Annotated in this window: 17 protein-coding genes; all 17 read right to left on the reverse strand. The window is 69.1% G+C overall.

Annotated elements, in window-relative coordinates; all coding sequences use genetic code 11:
* Positions 1-331: 331 nt before the first annotated feature.
* On the reverse strand, positions 332-1594 hold the full coding sequence (gene tyrS, locus VN779_RS14305) for a tyrosine--tRNA ligase (RefSeq protein ID WP_325723382.1): 1263 nt from the start codon (positions 1592-1594) through the stop codon (positions 332-334).
* A gap of 90 nt (positions 1595-1684) precedes the next feature.
* Positions 1685-2311 carry a DNA-3-methyladenine glycosylase gene (locus VN779_RS14310; RefSeq protein WP_325723384.1) on the reverse strand — a complete coding sequence of 209 codons (627 nt, stop codon included), beginning with the start codon at positions 2309-2311 and terminating at the stop codon, positions 1685-1687.
* On the reverse strand, positions 2304-3722 hold the full coding sequence (gene argH / locus VN779_RS14315; protein WP_325723386.1) for an argininosuccinate lyase: 1419 nt from the start codon (positions 3720-3722) through the stop codon (positions 2304-2306). The genes VN779_RS14310 and argH overlap by 8 nt, the downstream gene beginning before the upstream one ends.
* Before the next feature lie 5 nt (positions 3723-3727).
* Positions 3728-4924 (reverse strand): argininosuccinate synthase, encoded by a 1197-nt coding sequence (locus tag VN779_RS14320; RefSeq protein WP_325723388.1) that lies wholly within the window; start codon positions 4922-4924, stop codon positions 3728-3730.
* A gap of 86 nt (positions 4925-5010) precedes the next feature.
* Positions 5011-5562, reverse strand: a complete 552-nt coding sequence (locus VN779_RS14325) for an arginine repressor (RefSeq protein WP_325723390.1) — start codon at positions 5560-5562, stop codon at positions 5011-5013.
* Positions 5559-6539, reverse strand: coding sequence for an ornithine carbamoyltransferase (gene argF, locus VN779_RS14330; RefSeq protein ID WP_325723392.1), 981 nt, complete (start codon positions 6537-6539; stop codon positions 5559-5561). Before argF ends, VN779_RS14325 begins: the two co-directional genes overlap by 4 nt.
* Positions 6539-7789, reverse strand: coding sequence for an acetylornithine transaminase (locus tag VN779_RS14335; protein WP_325723394.1), 1251 nt, complete (start codon positions 7787-7789; stop codon positions 6539-6541). Before VN779_RS14335 ends, argF begins: the two co-directional genes overlap by 1 nt.
* Positions 7786-8682 carry an acetylglutamate kinase gene (gene argB / locus VN779_RS14340; protein WP_325723396.1) on the reverse strand — a complete coding sequence of 299 codons (897 nt, stop codon included), beginning with the start codon at positions 8680-8682 and terminating at the stop codon, positions 7786-7788. The genes VN779_RS14335 and argB overlap by 4 nt, the downstream gene beginning before the upstream one ends.
* The gene (argJ, locus tag VN779_RS14345) at positions 8679-10010 is read right to left on the reverse strand and encodes a bifunctional glutamate N-acetyltransferase/amino-acid acetyltransferase ArgJ (RefSeq protein WP_325723398.1); all 1332 of its coding nucleotides are present in this window, start codon (positions 10008-10010) and stop codon (positions 8679-8681) included. The genes argB and argJ overlap by 4 nt, the downstream gene beginning before the upstream one ends.
* Complete coding sequence (argC, locus tag VN779_RS14350; protein WP_325723400.1) at positions 10007-11116, reverse strand: N-acetyl-gamma-glutamyl-phosphate reductase; 1110 nt, start codon at positions 11114-11116, stop codon at positions 10007-10009. Before argC ends, argJ begins: the two co-directional genes overlap by 4 nt.
* Before the next feature lie 156 nt (positions 11117-11272).
* Positions 11273-13771, reverse strand: a complete 2499-nt coding sequence (gene pheT, locus VN779_RS14355; protein WP_325723402.1) for a phenylalanine--tRNA ligase subunit beta — start codon at positions 13769-13771, stop codon at positions 11273-11275.
* Positions 13771-14895: a phenylalanine--tRNA ligase subunit alpha gene (pheS, locus tag VN779_RS14360; RefSeq protein ID WP_325723404.1), complete on the reverse strand. Its 1125-nt coding sequence runs from the start codon at positions 14893-14895 to the stop codon at positions 13771-13773. The genes pheT and pheS overlap by 1 nt, the downstream gene beginning before the upstream one ends.
* A 181-nt stretch (positions 14896-15076) precedes the next feature.
* Positions 15077-16330, reverse strand: a complete 1254-nt coding sequence (locus VN779_RS14365; RefSeq protein WP_325723406.1) for a sensor histidine kinase — start codon at positions 16328-16330, stop codon at positions 15077-15079.
* Positions 16331-16577: 247 nt separating this feature from the next.
* Complete coding sequence (locus VN779_RS14370; RefSeq protein ID WP_325723411.1) at positions 16578-17399, reverse strand: RNA methyltransferase; 822 nt, start codon at positions 17397-17399, stop codon at positions 16578-16580.
* A gap of 26 nt (positions 17400-17425) precedes the next feature.
* The gene (rplT, locus tag VN779_RS14375; RefSeq protein WP_325723413.1) at positions 17426-17812 is read right to left on the reverse strand and encodes a 50S ribosomal protein L20; all 387 of its coding nucleotides are present in this window, start codon (positions 17810-17812) and stop codon (positions 17426-17428) included.
* A 99-nt stretch (positions 17813-17911) separates the two neighbouring features.
* A complete protein-coding gene (gene rpmI / locus VN779_RS14380; RefSeq protein WP_325723415.1) occupies positions 17912-18106 on the reverse strand; it encodes a 50S ribosomal protein L35 in 195 nt (64 codons plus the stop codon).
* Positions 18107-18218: 112 nt separating this feature from the next.
* Positions 18219-18848: a translation initiation factor IF-3 gene (gene infC, locus VN779_RS14385; RefSeq protein WP_414639669.1), complete on the reverse strand. Its 630-nt coding sequence runs from the start codon at positions 18846-18848 to the stop codon at positions 18219-18221.
* Between the last annotated feature and the right edge of the window lie 360 nt (positions 18849-19208).

Consider the following 19208-nt stretch of genomic DNA (forward strand, 5'->3'; position numbering starts at 1 on the left):
TCAAACTCTCCAAAAAAGAACAGTTCGAAAACCCAGCTGAACCGTCCCGACGGGGGTCGGGACAACAGCCATCCAAACAAACAAATGGCACCACAGACAAAAATGTCGACACACTGTTGAGTTCTCAAGAAACAGACACACTGACCGGCGAACGACCCTTGCGAGCCTCTACCGATAGGTACTTGCCTCTGCTGCCGCCCGTCGGATCGACCCGGTTTGCCCGGCGTCCCCCTCGTGGCGACTCGGTAAACATTAGGCCCCGGGCGCCGGGTGGTCAAATCGGCTTATCAAGACCCTGTCTACGCCCGGGGCCATCGCAGATCCGCAGTCGTCAGCGCGCCACTTCGACGGCGGCGAGCGTACGGCGACCGCGGCGAAGCAGCAGCCAGCGGCCGTGCAGCAGGTCGCCTTCGGTCGGCGCCGCCTCGACGTCCTCGATCTTCGCGTTGTTCACGTAAGCCCCGCCCTCCTGGATCGCGCGGCGCGCGGCCGAGCGGCTGGGGACGATGCCTGCGTCAGCGAACAGCTCGAAGAAAGGAGCCAGTGCGGTGACCTTTGCGGTAGGCAGCTGCGCCAGCGCCGATTGGAGCGTGCGTTCGTCGAGCGCTGACAGGTCACCCTGGCCGAAGAGCGCTCGGCTGGCCGCCTCGACCCGCCGGAACTGGTCGGAGCCGTGCACCAAGGTCGTCACGTCCTCAGCCAGCGCCCGCTGAGCCAAGCGCAGATGCGGCTTGTCCTGCGTCGAGCGTTCCAGCTCCTCGATCTCCTCCTTGCCACGGAAGGTGAAGAACCGCAGGTACTCGCCGACCTTTGCGTCCTCGGCGTTGAGCCAGAACTGGAAGAAGGCGTACGGCGAGGTCAGCTCGGCGTCAAGCCACACCGAGCCGCCCTCGGTCTTGCCGAACTTGGTCCCGTCCGCCTTGGTGACCAGCGGGGTGGCCAACGCGTGTGCCGCGACGCCCTCGGTCCGATGGATCAGATCGACGCCGGCGGTGAGGTTGCCCCACTGGTCGCTGCCGCCGGTCTGCAACACGCAGCCGTACTGGCGGTACAGCTCCAGGAAGTCCAGCCCTTGCAGGATTTGGTAGGAGAACTCGGTGTAGCTGATGCCCGCCTCGGAATTGAGCCGCGCGCTGACCGCGTCCTTGGACAGCATCTTCCCGACGCGGAAGTGCTTTCCGATGTCGCGCAGGAAGTCGATCGCGGACATCGGTGCGGTCCAGTCGAGGTTGTTCACGATCCGCGCCGCGAACTCGCCCTCGAAGTCGAGGAAGCGCTCGACCTGGCCGCGGATCCGCTCGACCCACTCGCCGACGACTTCCTTCGAGTTGAGCACCCGCTCCGCGGTAGGCCGCGGATCGCCGATCAGCCCGGTGGAGCCACCGACCAGACCGAGCGGGAAGTTGCCCGCGTCCTGGATCCGCCGCATGGTGATGAGCTGGAGCAGGTTGCCCATGTGCAGGCTCGGCGCGGTCGGGTCGAAGCCGCAATAGAAGGTGACCGGACCGTTGGCGAAGGCCTTTCGCAGAGCCTCTTCGTCGGTGGATAGGGCGATCAAGCCCCGCCACTTGAGTTCGTCGACGATGTCAGTCACGGTCAGTCCGTCTCTTCGCGGTCAGGTTTTGCCGGGTGGTCGCCGGTTTCGGCGCCACAGACAAGCCTGCCCGATGAGAGGCGGCGATTGCTAACCGGTTCTGCGCTTCGGAACGTGCGGCCGATAGACACTCACGGTCGGGTCGCCATCGATCCAGAAGCGCCACGGGAAGTCCGGGGCGTCGCGAAGGCCGACGCGGGGACCGGTGCGTGTCAGTTCCTTGGGCGCGGCAGTGCCGTGATGCACGGTGAGCGGGCCGTCGCCGCAGATATCTGCGCCGTCGTCGCCGCGAGTTACGCCGAGGGCTTCAACGAGACGGGCCGGGCCACGGGCCAGCTCGCGATCCGATTTGGCGGTGGGACGGCGCTTGCGGGCGAGTTCGGCGCCGTCGGTGATCTCGGCGGCGCGCAGCAGGATTCCGGTGGGCAGGCCAGGCGGGCCGCAGACCAGGTTCATGCAGTAGTGCATGCCGTAGGTGAAGTAGACGTACACGTGGCCGGGTGGACCGAACATGGTGCCGTTGCGTTTGGAACGGCCGCGGAAGGCGTGCGAGCCGGGGTCGTTGGGACCGTCGTAGGCCTCGACCTCGGTGAGCCTCGCGGTGACATCGCCGTCCTCGGTGCGGTGCACGACGAGCCGGCCCAGGAGGTCGGGGGCGACCTCGAGGACCGGCCGGTCGAAGAAGCTGCGCGGCAGCGGATCAAGCGGGTCAGGCACTGAGCCACTCGCGTTGAGCTGTCAGCTGTTGCCCGATCTCGGCGAGCTGTTCGCGGACCCGGATCGGCGCGGTGCCGCCGCGGCCGTCCCGGGAGGCGAGCGAGCCCTGGACCGTGAGCACCTGCTTGACCTCGGGCGTCAGCCGGGCGTCGATCGCGGCGAGATCCTCGTCGCTCAGGTCGGACAGTTCGATGCCGCGCTGTTCGCAGTAGCGGACCGAGGCCCCGGCGATCTCGTGCGCCTCCCGGAACGGGACGCGCTGCTTCACCAGCCACTCCGCAATGTCGGTGGCCAGCGAGAAGCCTTGCGGAGCGAGTTCGGCCATGCGGTCGCCATGGAAGGTGAGCGTTGCGATCATGCCGATGAAAGCGGGCAACAGGACGGTGAGCGTGTCGACGGAGTCGAATACCGGTTCTTTGTCCTCCTGCAAATCCCGGTTGTAGGCGAGCGGCAGCGCCTTGAGCGTGGCGAGCAGACCGGAGAGGTTGCCGATCAGGCGGCCGGCCTTGCCGCGGGCAAGCTCCGCGATATCCGGGTTCTTCTTCTGCGGCATGATCGACGAGCCCGTGGCGTAGGCGTCGTCGAGCGCCGCGAAGCGGAACTCGCGTGTGGTCCAGAGGATCACCTCCTCGGCGATCCGGGAGACGTCGACGCCGATCATCGCGGTGACGAAGGCGAACTCGGCGACATAGTCGCGGGAGGCGGTGCCATCGATCGAGTTCGCGGCGCTGGCGCTGAATCCCAGTTCGGTCGCGACCGCCTGCGGGTCGAGGCCGAGAGTTGAGCCGGCGAGCGCGCCACTGCCGTAGGGCGAACTGTCGGTACGGCGGTCCCAGTCACGCAGCCGGTCGACGTCACGGCCGAGCGCGTGGACATGCGCGAGCAGGTGGTGCGCGAGCAGCACCGGCTGCGCGTGCTGCAGGTGCGTGCGGCCCGGCATCGCGATGTCGAAGTTCGCCTCGGCCTGTTCGACGAGGGCCTGCTGAAGATCCGTCACCAGGCTCGCGATGACGCGGGCCTGGTCGCGCAGGTACATCCGGCCGAGGGTCGCGATCTGGTCATTGCGGGACCGGCCGGCCCGCAGTCGGCCGCCGAGCTCGGGGCCGACGCGATCGATCAGGCCGCGTTCCAGGGCGGTGTGACAGTCCTCGTCCGCCAACGTGGCGGTGAACGCGCCGGACTCGACATCGGCCTGAAGCTTGTCGAGGCCCTGGAGCATGCCGTCGAGTTCGACGTCGGTGAGCAGGCCGGCGCGGTTCAGCGCGCGGGCGTGCGCCCGGGAGCCGGCCAGGTCGTAGCTCGCCAGCCGCCAGTCGAAGTGCACGCTGGCGGACAGCGCCGCCAGCGCGTCACTCGGACCACTGCTGAACCGCGAGCTCCAGAGCAGCCGCGGGCTGGTGCGGTCGGTCACGGTACTCAGGCCTTCTGGTCCCGGCGGGCGGCGATCTTGGAGGGCAGGCCCCACAGGTCGATGAAGCCCTTGGCCAGGGACTGGTCGAAGACGTCCTCGGAGTCGTAGGTGGCCAGGTTGTAGTCGTAGAGCGAGGCGGCGGAGCGACGGCCGGTGACCCAGGCGCGGCCGGCGTGCAGGGAGAGCCGGATCTCGCCGGTGACGTGCTCGTTGGCGGTCTCGATGAATCCGTCGAGGGCGCGCTTGAGCGGGGAGAACCACAGGCCGTCGTAAACCAGCTCGCCCCAGCGCTGCTCGACGCCGCGCTTGAACCGGGCCAGTTCCCGCTCGACGGTGACGTTCTCGAGTTCCTGATGCGCGGTGATCAGCGCGATGGCGCCTGGCGCCTCGTAGACCTCGCGGGACTTGATGCCGACGAGCCGGTCCTCGACCATGTCGAGGCGGCCGACGCCCTGGGCTCCGGCGCGCTTGTTCAGCTCGACGATCGCTTCCAGGACGGTGACCTTCTTGCCGTCGATGGCGACCGGGACGCCGGCTTCGAAGGCGATGACCAGTTCGTCGGGCTCGCGCGGGGTGGCCGGGTTGGCGGTGTAGCTGTAGATGTCCTCGATCGGGCCGTTCCAGATGTCCTCGAGGAAGCCGGTCTCGACGGCGCGGCCCCAGACGTTCTGGTCGATCGAGTACGGGTTCTTCTTGGTGGTCTCGATCGGCAAGGCCTTGGCCTCGGCGAAGGCGATGGCCTTGTCACGGGTCATGGCGTAGTCACGGACCGGGGCGATGCACTTGAGCTCGGGGGCAAGGCTCTGGATGCCGACCTCGAAGCGGACCTGGTCGTTGCCCTTTCCGGTGCAGCCGTGACCGACGGTGCTCGCGCCGTGCTTTTTCGCCGCGGCGACCAAGTGCTTGACGATGGTGGGCCGGGAGAGGGCGGAGACCAGCGGGTAGCGGTCCATGTAGAGCGCGTTGGCCTTGAGCGCCGGCAGGCAGTACTCCTCGGCGAACTCGGTGCGCGCGTCGGCGACCTCGGCCTCGACCGCGCCGCAGTCCAGGGCCCGCTTGCGAATGGTCTCCAGGTCCTCGCCGCCCTGGCCGACGTCGACGGCGACGGCGATCACTTCGGCTCCGGTCTGTTCGGCGATCCAGCCGATGCAGACCGAGGTGTCCAATCCTCCGGAGTAGGCGAGGACTACGCGTTCTGTCATGGGGTGCTCCTTCGTGGTGCCGGGGTCTTGGGTCGGAACCTGGTTCCGCGGGGCTTTGTCTCGTCGGGTCAGCCGCGCTGTGAGTTCTAACCGCGCTGTGCGGCGCTGATCAGCTGGCGGGCCAGGTCGGGGCCACCGGTCGGTTCGCGGCAGATGACCAGGACGGTGTCGTCGCCGGCGATGGTGCCCATCACGCCGGCGGTGACGCCCTGATTGTCCGCGTGGTCGATGGCCGAGGCGAGGAACTGGGCGGCTCCGGGCGGGGTGCGCAGCACGACCAGGTTGGCCGAGCCCTCGGCGGTGACCAGCAGTTCGCCGAGCAGCCGCTTGAGCCGGGCTTCTAACGCGCTGCCGTCCCGGGCAATTTGCGGGGCGCCGTCGCCGCCTTCGCTGCGCAGCGCGTAGACCAGGGCGCCGTCCCGGTCCCGGATGCGGACCGCGCCGAGCTCGTCGAGGTCTCGGGAGAGGGTGGCCTGAGTGACCGAGTAACCCTCCTCGCCAAGCAGTTCGGCGAGCGCGGTCTGCGAGCGCACCTTGTGCTTGCTGAGCAGGTCGGCGATCCGCTGGTGGCGGGCGCGGCGGGTGTTGACCGTGGTCAGCGCGTTCAGCGCGGCCTGAGTGTCCGTTTCGCTGGTCATCGTCGCGGGCCTTCGGGGGCGGTCGAGCCCGGTTCGATCAAGCTGCGTTCAACCAAGCTGTGTTCGACTAAGAACGTCAGCAGCGCCTTCTGGGCGTGCAGGCGGTTCTCGGCTTCATCCCAGACGGCTGATTGCGGTCCGTCGATCACTGCTGCGGCGATTTCCTTGCCGCGATAAGCGGGTAGGCAGTGCAGCACGATCGCGTCTGACGCGGCGAGCGCCAGGGCCGCTTCGTCGACGGCGTACGGCTTGAAGACCTCGGCGCGGGCGCTGTGCTCGGCTTCCTGCCCCATCGACACCCAGGTGTCGGTGACCAGCACGTCGGCGTCAGTGGCCGCCGCCTTGGCGTCGTGCAGTACCTGGACGGAGCCGCCGGTCTCGCCCGCGATCCGGTTGGCGTCCGCGACGATCGCGGGGGCGGGCAGGTAGTCGGCGGGGGTGCCGATGCGCACGTGCATGCCGGCGAGTGCACCGCCGAGCAGGTAGGAGTGCGCCATGTTGTTGGCGCCGTCACCGAGGTAGGTCATGGTCAGTCCGGCGAGTCGGCCCTTGTGCTCGCGGATGGTCTGCAGGTCGGCGAGGATCTGGCAGGGGTGGAACTCATCGGTCAGGGCATTGATGACCGGAACCCTGGAGACCGCGGCCATGGCCTCGATCCGGCTCTGCTCGAAGGTGCGCCAGACGATGGCGGCGACCTGCCGGTCCAGCACACGGGTGGTGTCCTCGATCGGTTCGCCGCGGCCGAGCTGGCTGCTGCCCGCGTCGATGACGAGCGGGTAGCCGCCGAGCTGGGCGATGCCGACGGAGAACGAGACCCTCGTGCGGGTGGACGGCTTGTCGAAGAGCACTGCGACGGCTTTGGGACCGTCCAGCGTTTTGTGGCCGAGCGGATCGGCCTTGAACGCGTCAGCCAGGTCAAGTACCCGCGCCTGCTCGGCCGGGGTCAGGTCGTCGTCCCGCAGGAAGTGGCGGACCATCAGTTGCTCCCGGGGTTGAACGGATCGAGCAGGGTGGGCAGCGCCGCGAGGAATTCGTCGGCCTGGGCGGCGGTGAGAATGAGCGGCGGGGCCAGCCGGATCGCTTGCGGGTTGACCGCGTTGACGATGAATCCGGCGTTCAATGCGGCGTCGGCGAGCGCGGGCGCGACGGCTTCGCGCAGCTCGATGGCAAGCAACAGGCCAGCGCCGCGTACCGCGGCGACTGCTGGATGGTCGAGGCCGAGGATGCCGTCACGCAGTCGGGCGCCGACTACGTTGACGTTTTCCAGCAGACCGTCGCGCTCGATGGCGTAGAGCACGGCCAGACCGGCGGCGCAGGCGACCGGGTTGCCACCGAAGGTGGTGCCGTGAGTGCCGGGCGTGAACAGTTCGGCGGCGCGGCCGAGGGCGATGGTGGCGCCGATGGGCAGGCCGCCGCCGAGCCCCTTGGCCAGGGAGATGACGTCCGGTTGCCAGCCGCCGTTCTGCGCGGCCTCGGCTTGGTAGCGCAACCAGGTGCCGGTTCGGGCGATGCCGGTCTGTACCTCGTCGAGCATGAGCAGCGCGCCGTGGCGTTCGGTGATTCTGCGGGCCGCGGTGAGGTAGCCGGGTGGCGCGGGTTCGACTCCCTTCTCGCCCTGGATCGGTTCGACGATGAACGCGGCGGTCTCGTCGTCGATAGCCGCTTCGAGCGCGGCGGTGTCACCGAAGGGGACGAAGGTGACCTCGCCGGGCAACGGTTCGAACGGCGCGCGGATGGCGGGTTTGCCGGTGAGCGCGAGCGCGCCGATCGTGCGGCCGTGGAAGCCACCTTCGGTCGCGACCAGCTTGGTGCGGCCGGTGAGCCGGGAGAGCTTGAAGGCCGCCTCGTTCGCCTCGGTGCCGGAGTTGCAGAAGTAGACCCGGGCCTGCGGCGTATCAACGAGGTGGATAAGGCGTTCGGCCAGGGCGATCTGCGGGGCAGTGGCGAAGAAGTTGCCTACATGACCGAGGGTGGTCAGCTGGGCGGTGACCGCTTGCACGATGAGTGGGTGCGCGTGGCCGAGTGCGTTGACGGCGATGCCCGCGAACAGGTCGAGGTAGCGGGTGCCGTCCGCGTCCCAGAGCTGCGCGCCCTCGCCTCGGACGAACACGCGCTTCGGCGGCCCGAAGGTGTTCATCAGGGAGCTGGTGTAGCGGTCGGTCCAGGCGGCGGAGAGTCCCGTGTGCGGGTGGAGGTCGGGCAGCGCCTCGGCGGTCGCGATGGTCATGCGGACACCACCATGGTTCCGATCCCCTCATCAGTGAAGACTTCGAGCAGCAGCGAGTGCTGCACCCTTCCGTCGAGCACATGCGCGGCCTTGACTCCACCGCGCACTGCGCGCAGGCAAGCCTCCATCTTGGGGGCCATGCCGGATGACAGGTTCGGCAGCAGCTTCTCGAGTTCGTCTCCGGACAGCTGGCTGATCACCTCTTCGGAGGTTGGCCAGTCGGCGTAGAGCCCTTCGACGTCGGTGAGCACGACCAGTTTCTCCGCGCCGAGGCCGACCGCGAGCGCGGCGGCCGCGGTGTCGGCGTTGACGTTGTAGACGCCGCCGTCCTCGGCGCGCGCAACGCTGGAGATCACCGGGATGCGGCCATCGTCGAGCAAAGCGTTGATGAGCCTCGCGTCCACCTCGGCCACATCGCCAACCCGGCCGATGTCGACCTGTTCGCCGTTGACGTGCGCGAGTCGTTGGGTGGCGAGCAGCGTGTTTCCGTCCTCGCCGGAGATGCCGACGGCGAAGGAGCCGTGCGCGTTGATCAGACCGACGATCTCGCGCTGAACCTGTCCGGTGAGCACCATGCGCACCACTTCCATGGCCTCGGGTGTGGTCACCCGGAGCCCGGCGGTGAAGGTCGATTCGAGGCCGGCCTTCTCCAGTTCCCGGCTGATCTGCGGGCCGCCGCCGTGCACGACCACGGGGCGCAGGCCGGCGTACCGCAGAAACACCACGTCTTGGGCGAAGGCGGCCTTCAACGCGTCGTCGATCATGGCGTTGCCGCCGAATTTGACCACGACGGTCGCGCCGTGGAAACGAGAGAGCCAGGGCAGGGCCTGGGTGAGTACTTGGGCCTTGGTCAGGGCTTCGTGGGAGCGGGTGCCGCCCGCGGTGGTCTTCACGAGGAGTACGCCGAGTTCTCGTGCACGTATTCCTTGGTCAGGTCGTTGGTCCACACAGTGGCGGTGCTCTCCCCCGCGTTGAGGTCGACCAGCACATGCACCTGACGCGGGGTCAGGTCGCACAGCTCGCGGTCTTCGCCGACGCCGCCCTCGCGGCAGACCCAGACGCCGTTGATCGCGACCGCGAGCTCATCGGGCTCGAAGCGCGCCGAGGTGGTGCCGACGGCGGAAAGCACCCGGCCCCAGTTCGGGTCCTCGCCGTAGATGGCGCACTTGAACAGGTTGTTGCGCGCGATCGAGCGGGCGACTTCGAGCGCGTCGGCCTCGTGCGCGGCATGGACGACCTCGATCCGGATCTCCTTGGAGGCGCCTTCGGCGTCGGCGATCAGCTGACGGGCCAACGTGTCGCAGACCTCGCGCACCGCGGCCTCGAACTGCGCGGCGTCCGGCGTGACGCCCGAGGCGCCGGAGGCCATGAGGAGCACCGTGTCGTTCGTGGACATGCAGCCATCGGAGTCGATTCGGTCGAAGGTGTGCGCGACTGCGGCGCGCAGCGTCGGATTGAGAGTGTCGGCCGGGACGTCGGCGTCGGTGGTGATGACACAGAGCATGGTGGCCAGGCCCGGAGCGAGCATGCCCGCGCCTTTCGCCATACCGCCTACGACGAATCCCGATTCGTGAGCCACGACTGCGGTCTTGGCGACGGTGTCGGTGGTACGGATGGCCTCGGCGGCGTCGGCGCCTCCGGTGGAGGAGAGCTCCTTCACGGCGGCGGAGACACCGGGCAGCAGCTTGTCCATCGGCAGCCGCACGCCGATCAGGCCGGTGGAGCAGACGGCGATCTCGGCGGCAGAGGTGTCGAGCAGATTGGCGGTGTGCTCGGCGGTGGCGTGCGTGTCCTGGAAGCCGAGCGGGCCGGTGCAGGCGTTGGCGCCGCCGGAGTTGAGGATTACGGCGTGCACCAGGCCGGACTTGGCGACCTCCTGGGACCAGAGCACCGGGGCCGCCTTGACCCGGTTGGTGGTGAACACGGCAGCGGCGGCGCGCGAGGGGCCGTCGTTTACGACGAGGGCCACATCCGGCGCGCCGGTGGTCTTGAGACCGGCGGCGACGCCCGAGGCGCGGAATCCGCGCGCGGCCGTGACGCCGTCGCCGGCCGATGGGAGTCGGTTGGCTACCTCAGCGGCGAGGGCAGCGGCGTCGGCTGCGTCCAGGATTCCGGTGGCCGCGGCGGGCGCCACTACCGTGACTTCCTCGGCGGCCGGGGCAAGCTGGTTCGCGTCCGTTGACGCCGAATCAGCGGGCTGAGGCGCGGGCTGGGCGGTCACGGGGCCACTCCGATCGTGGTGAGACCCGAGCCTTCGGGCCAGCCGAGCGCGAGGTTGAGGCACTGCACGGCCGCGCCGCCGGTGCCCTTGGCTAGGTTGTCGACCGCGCCGATCACGGTGACCCGGCCCGCGGCCTCGTCGAGGGTCACCTGAAGCTGCACCGCGTTGGAGCCGAGCACCGCGGCGGTCTGCGGCCAGCGACCTTCAGGCAGGAGGGTGACGAAGGGCTCGTCGGCGTACGCCTTCTCATAGGCGGCGCGCAGCTCCTGTGCGGTTACTCCGGGCAGCGCGGGCGCCGTGCAGCTTGCGAGAATGCCGCGCGGCATCGGTGCAAGCACCGGGGTGAAGGACACCGATACGCGGCCCGAGCCGCTGCCGCCGGATCCGATCGATGCCGCATCAGGGGCCTCCTGCGGGCCGGCCGGGTTCGTACCGACAGCTGTCCCGAGGTTCTGGACGATTTCCGGGATGTGCCGGTGGATGCCGCCGACCTGGTACGCCGACGCGTTGCCCATGATTTCGGAGCCGAGCAGATGTGGCTTGAGCGAGCGGCCGGCGCCTGATGTGCCGGTCACGGCGGTGATGACGACCTCGGGCGCGGCTAGGCCGGCCGCCAGCGCCGGATACAGCGCGAGTGTCGCGACGGTCGGGAAACAGCCGGGCACCGCGACCCGCTTCGCGCCACTGAGCGCCGCTCGGGCGCCGGGCAGTTCGGGCAGGCCATACGGCCAGGTCCCGGCATGCGGCGAGCCGTAGAACCGGGTCCACGCCGCCGCGTCGGCGAGCCGGAAATCAGCGCCGCAGTCGATGATCAGCACGTCCGGGCCGAGCGCCTGCGCCACGGCGCCGGACTGGCCGTGTGGCAGCGCGAGGAACACCACCTCGTGGTCGGCGAGGTTCGCGGTGTCGGTCGGGGCGAGGATGCGATCGTAAAGCGGGCCGAGGTGCGGCTGGTGCTCGCCTAGTGGCGAACCGGCATTCGACCATGCGGTCAGCGCTCCGAGCTGCGCGCGCCCGTCGAGCACGGCGGGATGGCCGAGGAGGATCCGCAGGATCTCCCCGCCCGCATAGCCGGTCGCTCCTGCGACCGCGATCCGGATCGTCATGTGCATGACAATACAGCAGTGCGAATGAATATGCCACCACTGATCAGGATCTCACTCGAATGGACGAATGAACACGTCAGCGGCTCGGCGAACAGTCGTGCCCCTGCCTCATGAGAAGACAGGGGCACAACCGGGCGCACTCCAACTGACGGCCCGTCAGGCGCCGCGCAATACAGCCCCAGTCTGCTCCGTCGCCAGGCTCACCGCCGCGTCTCGGGCCTGGGTCGCTTCCTCCACCGTGAGCGTCCGGTCGGCGGCGCGGAAACGCAGCGAGAAGGCCAGCGACTTCTTGCCCTCGCCGATGCGCTCACCCTGGTAGACGTCGAATAGGTTGATCGACTCCAGCAGCACGCCGGCGCCACGCGTGAGCGCTGACTCGACCGCAGCCGCCGGAACGCCGTCGTCCACCACGAGGGCCACATCCTGCGTGGCCACCGGGAAGGTGGAAACCAGCGGCCCCTGGACCGGCAGGTCGCGGGCCGGGATCAGCGCGTCGAGATCGAGCTCCATTGCGCTGGTGCGCGGGGGCAAACCGAGCTCGGTCAGCACCTTCGGATGCAGTTCGCCCGCGTGGCCCACGACGCGGCCGTCGACCAGCAGTCGTGCGCATCGGCCGGGGTGCCAGGGCTCGTACTGAGCCTGCGTCACGTCCAATTCGACGCCGCAGGCCCGGGCGACCGAGCGCGCGGCCTCGATCGCGTCAGCCCACAAGGTCGAATTGGCGTCAGCCGCCGCGGGGCGGCCCGGACCCCACCAACCCGCGGGTTCGCGCAGGCCGGCCAGCACGACCGCGATATGCGCCGGCTGGTTGGGCAGCGCGGCGTCGAGCGCGGCGAGCTGCTCCTCGCTGGGCCGGTGTTCGCCGGACAGGCGCGGCGGCGGGACCGCTCCCGGCTTCGGCGAGAAGATCAGACCGGTTTCGAACAGCGCCACGTCGTTGAAACCGCGTCCGATGTTGCGCCGGAGCGTGGCCAACAGACCAGGCAGGAGCGTGGTACGCAGTTCCGGCTGCTCATCGGATAGCGGGTTAAGCAGTCGCAGCGTGGTACGGCGCGAGTCGTCCTCGGGAAGGCCGAGCTGGTCGAAGTCCTTCTGCCCAACGAAGGGGTAACAGAGCACTTCGACATACCCGGCGCCGGCCAGCTCGCGCCCGACGCGGCGGCGGTAGCGCTGCTTGACCGTGAGCCCGCGACCCGCCGGAACCTGCGGCATGGTCGAGGGAAGCCGGTCGTAGCCTTCCAGTCGGATGACTTCCTCGGCCAGGTCGTTCGGGTCGGTCAGGTCGGGCCGCCAGGACGGCGGGATGACCCGCAGCGTGTCCGCGCCTTCGACAGTGCAGCCGATCTCCTGGAGCCGCCCGGCGACGATCTCGCGCGAATACTCCAGACCCGCGACCCGGCCCGGCAGGGTCGCGTCGATGACGATCTGCTCGGCCGCGGCCGGGCGGGTCGACTCGACGGTGACCGCCGGGTCGGCCTCGCCCTGGCCGAGCAGCACCAGCAGGTCCACGGCCCGCTGCACCGCGGCGGCCGCGGCGTTCGGGTCCACGCCGCGCTCGAACCGGCGCGAGGCCTCGGAGGGCAGCTTGTGTCGGCGGGCGGCGCGGGCGATCACGACCGGGTCGAAGTGGGCACCCTCGACCAGCACGTCAGTGGTCGTCGGCTGTACCTCGGTAGCGCCGCCGCCCATCACTCCGGCCAGGCCGATCGGGCCGGACGCGTCGGCGATCACCAGGTCCTCGGGATCGAGCTTGCGGTGCTGCCCGTCGAGGGTTTCCAGGATTTCCCCGGCCTGCGCGCGGCGTACCGTGATCGGCCCGGTGAGCCGGTCGGCCGCGTAGGCGTGCAGGGGCTGGCCGATCTCCATCATCACGTAGTTGGTGATGTCTACGATCAGCGAGATCGGGCGCATCCCGGCGAGCTGAATACGCCGTTGCATCCACAGCGGAGACGGCGATAGCGGGTCGATGTTGCGTACCGCGCGCGCGACGAACAGGTCGCAGCCGGCGGGGTCGAGCAGACGCACCGGGTGTCCGGTACGCGTCGGTGCGGGGGTGTCGAGCAGCGCCGGATCACGCAGCGCAGTGCCGTAGGCGATGGCCGCTTCGCGCGCGATGCCGCGCATGGAGAGGCAGTAGCCGCGGTCTGGGGTGACGGCGATGTCGAGCACTTCATCGCGCACGCCGAGTAGTTCGACCGCGTCCGCGCCCACTTCGCACTCGTCCGGCAGCACGATGATCCCGGCGTGGTCGTCACCGAGGCCGATCTCGCGGGCCGAGCAGATCATGCCGTCGCTGACGTGGCCGTACGTGGACCGCGCGGTGATCTTGAACTCGCCGGGCAGAACCGCGCCGGGCAGCGCGACCACGACCTTGTCTCCGGTGGCGAAGTTGGTCGCGCCGCAGATGATGCCGCGGCTGTCCTGCGGGTTCTGGCCGACCTGAACCTGGCAGAACCGGATCGGCTTCTTGAAGCCGGTCAGCTCCTCGATCTCGAGCACGTAGCCGACCAGGAGCGGTCCGGTCAGGCCGAGGCCGGACTGGTGCACGGTCTCGACCTCGAGCCCGGCGCGCACCAGGTGCTCGGCGACGTCGCGGCCGGTCGTCCCGGCGGGCAGCTCGACGTACTCGCGCAGCCAGGAAAGCGGTACGCGCATCAGATCTCCACCCCGAACGGAAGCGTGAAGCGGAGGTCGCCCTCGACGATGTCGTGCATGTCGGCGACCGAGTGGCGGAACATCAGGGTGCGTTCGAGGCCCATGCCGAAGGCGAAGCCGCTGTAGCGGTCAGAGTCCACGCCCGCGGCGCGCAGCACCCGAGGGTTGACCACGCCGCAGCCACCCCACTCGATCCAGCCCTCGGAGTTGCAGGTGCGGCAGGGCCGGTCCGGGTTGCCCACGGACTCGCCGCGGCACACGAAGCAGCGCAGGTCCATCTCGGCGCTGGGTTCGGTGAACGGGAAGTAGCTCGGGCGCAGCCGGGTGTCGATGCCGTCGCCGAACATCACGGTGGCGAAGTGGTCGAGGGTGCCCTTCAGGTCGGCCATCGTGATGCCCTCGTCCACCGCGAGGCCTTCGATCTGGCCGAAGACCGGGGTGTGCGTGGCGTCGAGGGCGTCGCTGCGGAAGACCCGGCCCGGGCAGATCACGTACACCGGCAGCTTGCGGGTGAGCAGCGTTCGGATCTGCACTGGGGAGGTGTGCGTGCGCAGGACGAGCGAGTCGGTGTCCTCGTTCGCGCCGGGGGTCTCGACGAAGAAGGTGTCTTGCGTGGTGCGGGCCGGGTGGTCGCGGTGGATGTTGAGCGCGTCGAAGTTCATCCACTCCGACTCGACCTCGGGGCCCTCGGCGACCTCCCAGCCGATCGACACGAACGCGTCGGCGATGCGTTCCTGAAGGGTCGTCAGCGGGTGCCGGGCGCCGCGCGGGGCGCGGTTCCAGGGCAGCGTGACGTCGACGCTCTCCTCGACCAGCACCCGGGCGTCGCGCTCGGCTTCGAGCTCGGCCTGCCGGGTGGCGAGCGCGGCGTTGACGGCGGCGCGGGCTTGTCCGACCCGCTTGCCGGCCTCGGCCTTCGCGGCCGGCGGCAGCGCGCCGATCTCACGGTTGGCCAGGGCGAGTGGCGAGCGGTCCCCGGCGTGGGCGATCTTGGCCTCGTGCAGCGCGGCGAGGTTGACGGCGGCCGCGAAGGCAGCCAGGGCCTCGTCGCGGGCGCGCTCGACCTCCCCGGGCTTGAGCGCTTCGACCTCGACCGGGTCAAAGGTCTTGTTGGGTGCAGACATCCGGTTGCTCTACTTCCGCTCTCCAGCGCCACGCGGGCGCGCTCGATCGGGGACTGTGCGGTACGGCGTCATGGCGCGATGCGTGGCACAGCCGCGCGGGTGCGCTCAGGCAAGCTTAGGCCGTAGGCGGGGTGGGTAAGGACCGCCGACCTGATGAGGCGTGATTGGGCTCGACCTTAAGTCAGGCAGCGGGCACGGTAAATCGGAACCGTGCGCCACCGGACGGTGCGGGGCCAACGGTGATCGTGCCACCGTGTGCCTCGATGATGCCCTTGACGATGTACAGGCCGAGGCCGGTGCCGCCGCGCCGATTACCACGCCAGAACCTGGTGAATACGCGGCCGAGCATTTCGGGTGGGATGCCGGGACCTTCGTCGTCGACGGTGACGGTGACGAGGTCGGACGCGGTCTCGCCGGCGGCTGGAGCCGAGGAGGCCGCCTCCGAGGCCGGCGATTGCGCAGCATCGATCGTGACAGTTACCCGGCCATCGCCGTGCCGGACCGCATTCTCGAGCAGGTTGGCGAGGACCTGGCGCAGCTTGTCCTGATCCGCGAAAACCGGCGGCGTACCGTGCGCCACGACGACGAACCGATCCTCCGGCTGCCCGGCCGCGACCATGCCCGAGATTTGGTCGCGAACGAGATCTTCGACGTCCACGGCGTACCGGGCGAGTTGCAGCCGGCCGGAGTCGATGCGCGCGATGTCGAGCAATTCGGCGATGAGCCGGGTCACCCGATCCGCGTCGGCGTCGACGGTCTCCAGCATGAGTTTGCGCTGGTCGTCGGTGAAGCGCTCCCATTTGGCCAGCAGGGTCGCGGTGAAGCCTTTGACGCTGGTGAGCGGGGAGCGCAGTTCGTGGGCGACCGTGGCGATCAGGTCCGCGTGCCGACGCTCGGCGCGCGTGCGTGCCGAGGTGTCGCGCAAGCCGACGATGACACGCTGCACCGCCCCACCCTCGCGCACGAAGCGGGAGGTGACCAGCACGTCGCGCCCGCCGGGCAGCAGCAGATGGGTTTCCGGCTGTCCGGTCCGGATGGCGAGGCCGCCGTACGGCTCGGTACAACGCCACCAGTTGCGGCCTTCCAAATCCTCCAGCGGCAAGGCGTCGGCCAGCTGGCTCCCGAGCGCCGACGCGGCGCCGATCCCGGTGATCCGCGCGGCGGCGCGGTTGAACACGATCACCCGGCCGTCGCGGCCGGCGATGACGACGCCGTCAGGCAGTTCGTCGTAGTCGATTCCGGTGCCTTCGTTGCCGAGAATGATGCTTTCCTCCGTGGGGCGCGGTGGCGCAACACGGGAGGGGCGCGCGACCGCCGTTGTGACGTCCTGCGGGGCGTAGCTCAGTGCGTTGCCGATGCCCGGTTCCAGCGCCGCGGTGGGGTCGGCTGCCGTCGGATCGGCGGCGCGCTCTACCGCGCTCGGTGCGTCCAACATTCCGCGCCCCTTTCCACGGATGGAACGACTTGCCCCGAGTAAGGAACGTCGCCCGCTGCCCATAGCCACAGTCACCGCCCACTACCGTTCGGAGCCGGCAGTCGACGGGATTGGTCCGTCAATTTCGCTGTCCGGTCGCCATCATTGCCGCTCGCGAGCCGTTTCCGCCAGAGTCGCAGCCGATGCGACATCTATGCGCCTGCGTATGCATACGCACGCGGCGTTCGCTTCGTGCGCTACTCCGCGTTCACGGCTCTCGGCGCTGAGCACGCGCCGATGCATAGAGGCACACGGCCGCCGCAGTGGACAGGTTCAAGCTTTCGGCCTTGCCGTGGATCGGCACTCGAACCACAGCGTCTGCCAGAGTCCGGATTTCCTCGGGCAGACCCCAGGCCTCGTTACCGAACACCCAACATGTGGGGGCGCTCAGCGCACCAGAGTCGGCTTCGTCGTCAAGATCGAGCGGACCGGTGCCGTCGGCGGCAAGAACGCGCAGGCCAGCGACCCGGCTCTGCTCGATCGCGGACTCCACCGGCAAGCCGACGACTATCGGCAGATGGAACAGCGAACCGACTGAGGCGCGCACGGCCTTGGGGTTGTAAACGTCGACCGACTCGCCGCTGACGAGGACCGCGTCCGCTCCGGCCGCGTCGGCTGCGCGGATGACCGACCCGACGTTGCCTGGGTCACGGACATGCGCGAGCAAAACGACGAGGCGCGTGGAGTCCCTGAGGGCGTTGTGCAGTGTCGTATCGAGGTGCCGACATACGGCGACCATGCCTTGCGGGTGCACAGTGTCGCTGAGCGAGGCGACGACCTCGTCTGTGGTCGGCAGCAGCGCCGCACCGGTCGCGTACGCCGCCTCGATGATTTCGGGATGCCGGTCAGCGGCGTCTTGGGTGAAATACAGTTCGGCGATCCCCGCCGGGTGCCCTGCCGCTTCGCGCACGGCCTGCGGGCCCTCCGCGAGGAACAGCCGCTGCTTGGCCCGGAACGAGCGAGTGGCGAGCCGTCGCGCGGCCACCACCCGGCTTGAGCGGGGGGAGGTGATCGCGGGGCGGCCCGCCACTTCGGGGGGCGTCAGCCGGTGCGCGGTCAGGCCGCGACCTTCGGCGCGTTCACGTCCGAGGGCAGCGCCTTCTGGGCGACCTCGACCAGCGCGGTGAACGCCGCGGCGTCGTTGACGGCGAGGTCGGCCAGGATCTTGCGGTCCACCTCAACGCCGGCGGCCTTGAGGCCCTGGACGAAGCGGTTGTACGTGATCCCGTTGGCGCGGGCAGCGGCGTTGATCCGCTGGATCCACAGCCGCCGGAAGTCGCCCTTGCGCTTCTTGCGGTCCCGGTACGCGTAAACCAGGGAGTGGGTGACCTGCTCCTTGGCCTTGCGGTACAGGCGCGAGCGCTGGCCGCGGTATCCGCTGGCCTGCTCCAGGATCGCGCGGCGCTTCTTGTGGGCGTTGACCGCCCGCTTCACGCGTGCCATGTCGTTCTCAACTCCTTGCGCGGGGCGCGCGGCGGGTCGTGCGCCGCCTTCCCCTCAGCTCGTCAGTGGTCTGTCGGCAGGTGCCGGGTTGGGCTTGGCTCACTTACCGAGCAGCCGCTTGATCTTCTTCGTGTCCGCGGGCGCCAGCACGACCTCGCCGGTGATCCGGCGGGTGTAAGTGGACGGCTTGTGCTCGAGGTTGTGGCGCTTGCCGGTCTGACCGCGCTTGATCTTGCCGGTGCCGGTGATGCGGAACCGCTTCTTGGACCCGCTGTGGGTCTTGTTCTTCGGCATGGTGAGCCGGTTCTCCTTCGTTCCTCATTCGGCGCGTACGCAAGTACGCGGGTGGCGGCGGCCGGGCCGCCGCCTGCCCGTGTTGCTCGGTTCTTCGTGCCGGTCCTGGCTACTACTCGGCCGGATCGGCCGCCACGATCGCGGTAGCGGTCTCGTCCTCGGCCACGTCCGCGGCGTCGGGGACCTGCTCCTCGCGGTCGCGCAGGCGCCCGCCGTCCTGAGCCTTAGCCGCCTTCGCGGCGCGGGCCTCGGCCATCGCCTCGACCTTCTTCTTGCGCGGTCCCAGCACCATGATCATGTTGCGCCCGTCCTGCTTGGGCGCGAACTCCACGAAGCCGAGGTCCTCGACGTCCGAGGCGAGCCGGTCAAGCAGGCGCCGGCCGAGCTCGGGCCGGGACTGCTCGCGGCCACGGAACATGATCGTGATCTTGACCTTGTCCCCGGCGTTCAGGAACCGCACCACGTGACCCTTCTTGGTCTCGTAGTCGTGCGGATCGATCTTCGGCCGGAGCTTCATCTCCTTGATGATCGTGTGCGCCTGGTTCTTGCGCGCCTCGCGGGCCTTCATCGCGGACTCGTACTTGAACTTGCCGTAGTCCATGAGCTTGGCCACCGGCGGGCGGCCGGTCGGCACGATCTCGACCAGGTCCAGGTCGGCCTCCTGGGCCAGACGCAGGGCATCCTGGATAGCCACGATGCCGACCTGCTGGCCGTCGGGTCCGACCAGGCGCACTTCGGGCACCCGGATCCGGTCGTTAATGCGGGGTTCGGCGCTGATGGGGCCTCCTAGGTTGAAGCCGGCCGGTACGGCGAGCCGTGAGCCGTCCGACCGTATGACGGTACGGTTGGGAGCCCGCACCGCCGTAATCCACTGAAGGGCACGCGAGGTAACGCGACCCGTACCGGCAAACAAAAAAGCTCCGCATGTATTCCATGCAGAGCTCCACCAACCGGGGCATCCACGCACATGCGTAGATGCCACACCACGGAACGCACAAGGCGATCCGTCGTGCTCGGGACCGTTACCCGTCGGCCGTTAGTCGATCGGGTGGGAGGTGGGCCCTCCACTTGCGGACTGTCACCGTGCTTGGGGCACGCCAAC

It is taken from the genome of Actinocrinis sp., assembly GCF_035605935.1.
In the GTDB taxonomy this organism is placed as follows: Bacteria; Actinomycetota; Actinomycetes; order Streptomycetales; family Catenulisporaceae; genus Actinocrinis.

What these genes read in the sequence shown, in the direction of transcription:
- VN779_RS14320 (WP_325723388.1), bottom strand. Translation starts at nt 4,924, where the DNA reads ATGACAGAACGCGTAGTCCTCGCCTACTCCGGAGGATTGGACACCTCG.
- VN779_RS14325 (WP_325723390.1), bottom strand. Translation starts at nt 5,562, where the DNA reads ATGACCAGCGAAACGGACACTCAGGCCGCGCTGAACGCGCTGACCACG.
- argF (WP_325723392.1), bottom strand. Translation starts at nt 6,539, where the DNA reads ATGGTCCGCCACTTCCTGCGGGACGACGACCTGACCCCGGCCGAGCAG.
- VN779_RS14335 (WP_325723394.1), bottom strand. Translation starts at nt 7,789, where the DNA reads ATGACCATCGCGACCGCCGAGGCGCTGCCCGACCTCCACCCGCACACG.
- argC (WP_325723400.1), bottom strand. Translation starts at nt 11,116, where the DNA reads ATGACGATCCGGATCGCGGTCGCAGGAGCGACCGGCTATGCGGGCGGG.
- pheT (WP_325723402.1), bottom strand. Translation starts at nt 13,771, where the DNA reads ATGCGCGTACCGCTTTCCTGGCTGCGCGAGTACGTCGAGCTGCCCGCC.
- pheS (WP_325723404.1), bottom strand. Translation starts at nt 14,895, where the DNA reads ATGTCTGCACCCAACAAGACCTTTGACCCGGTCGAGGTCGAAGCGCTC.
- VN779_RS14365 (WP_325723406.1), bottom strand. Translation starts at nt 16,330, where the DNA reads ATGTTGGACGCACCGAGCGCGGTAGAGCGCGCCGCCGATCCGACGGCA.
- rplT (WP_325723413.1), bottom strand. Translation starts at nt 17,812, where the DNA reads ATGGCACGCGTGAAGCGGGCGGTCAACGCCCACAAGAAGCGCCGCGCG.
- rpmI (WP_325723415.1), bottom strand. Translation starts at nt 18,106, where the DNA reads ATGCCGAAGAACAAGACCCACAGCGGGTCCAAGAAGCGGTTCCGCATC.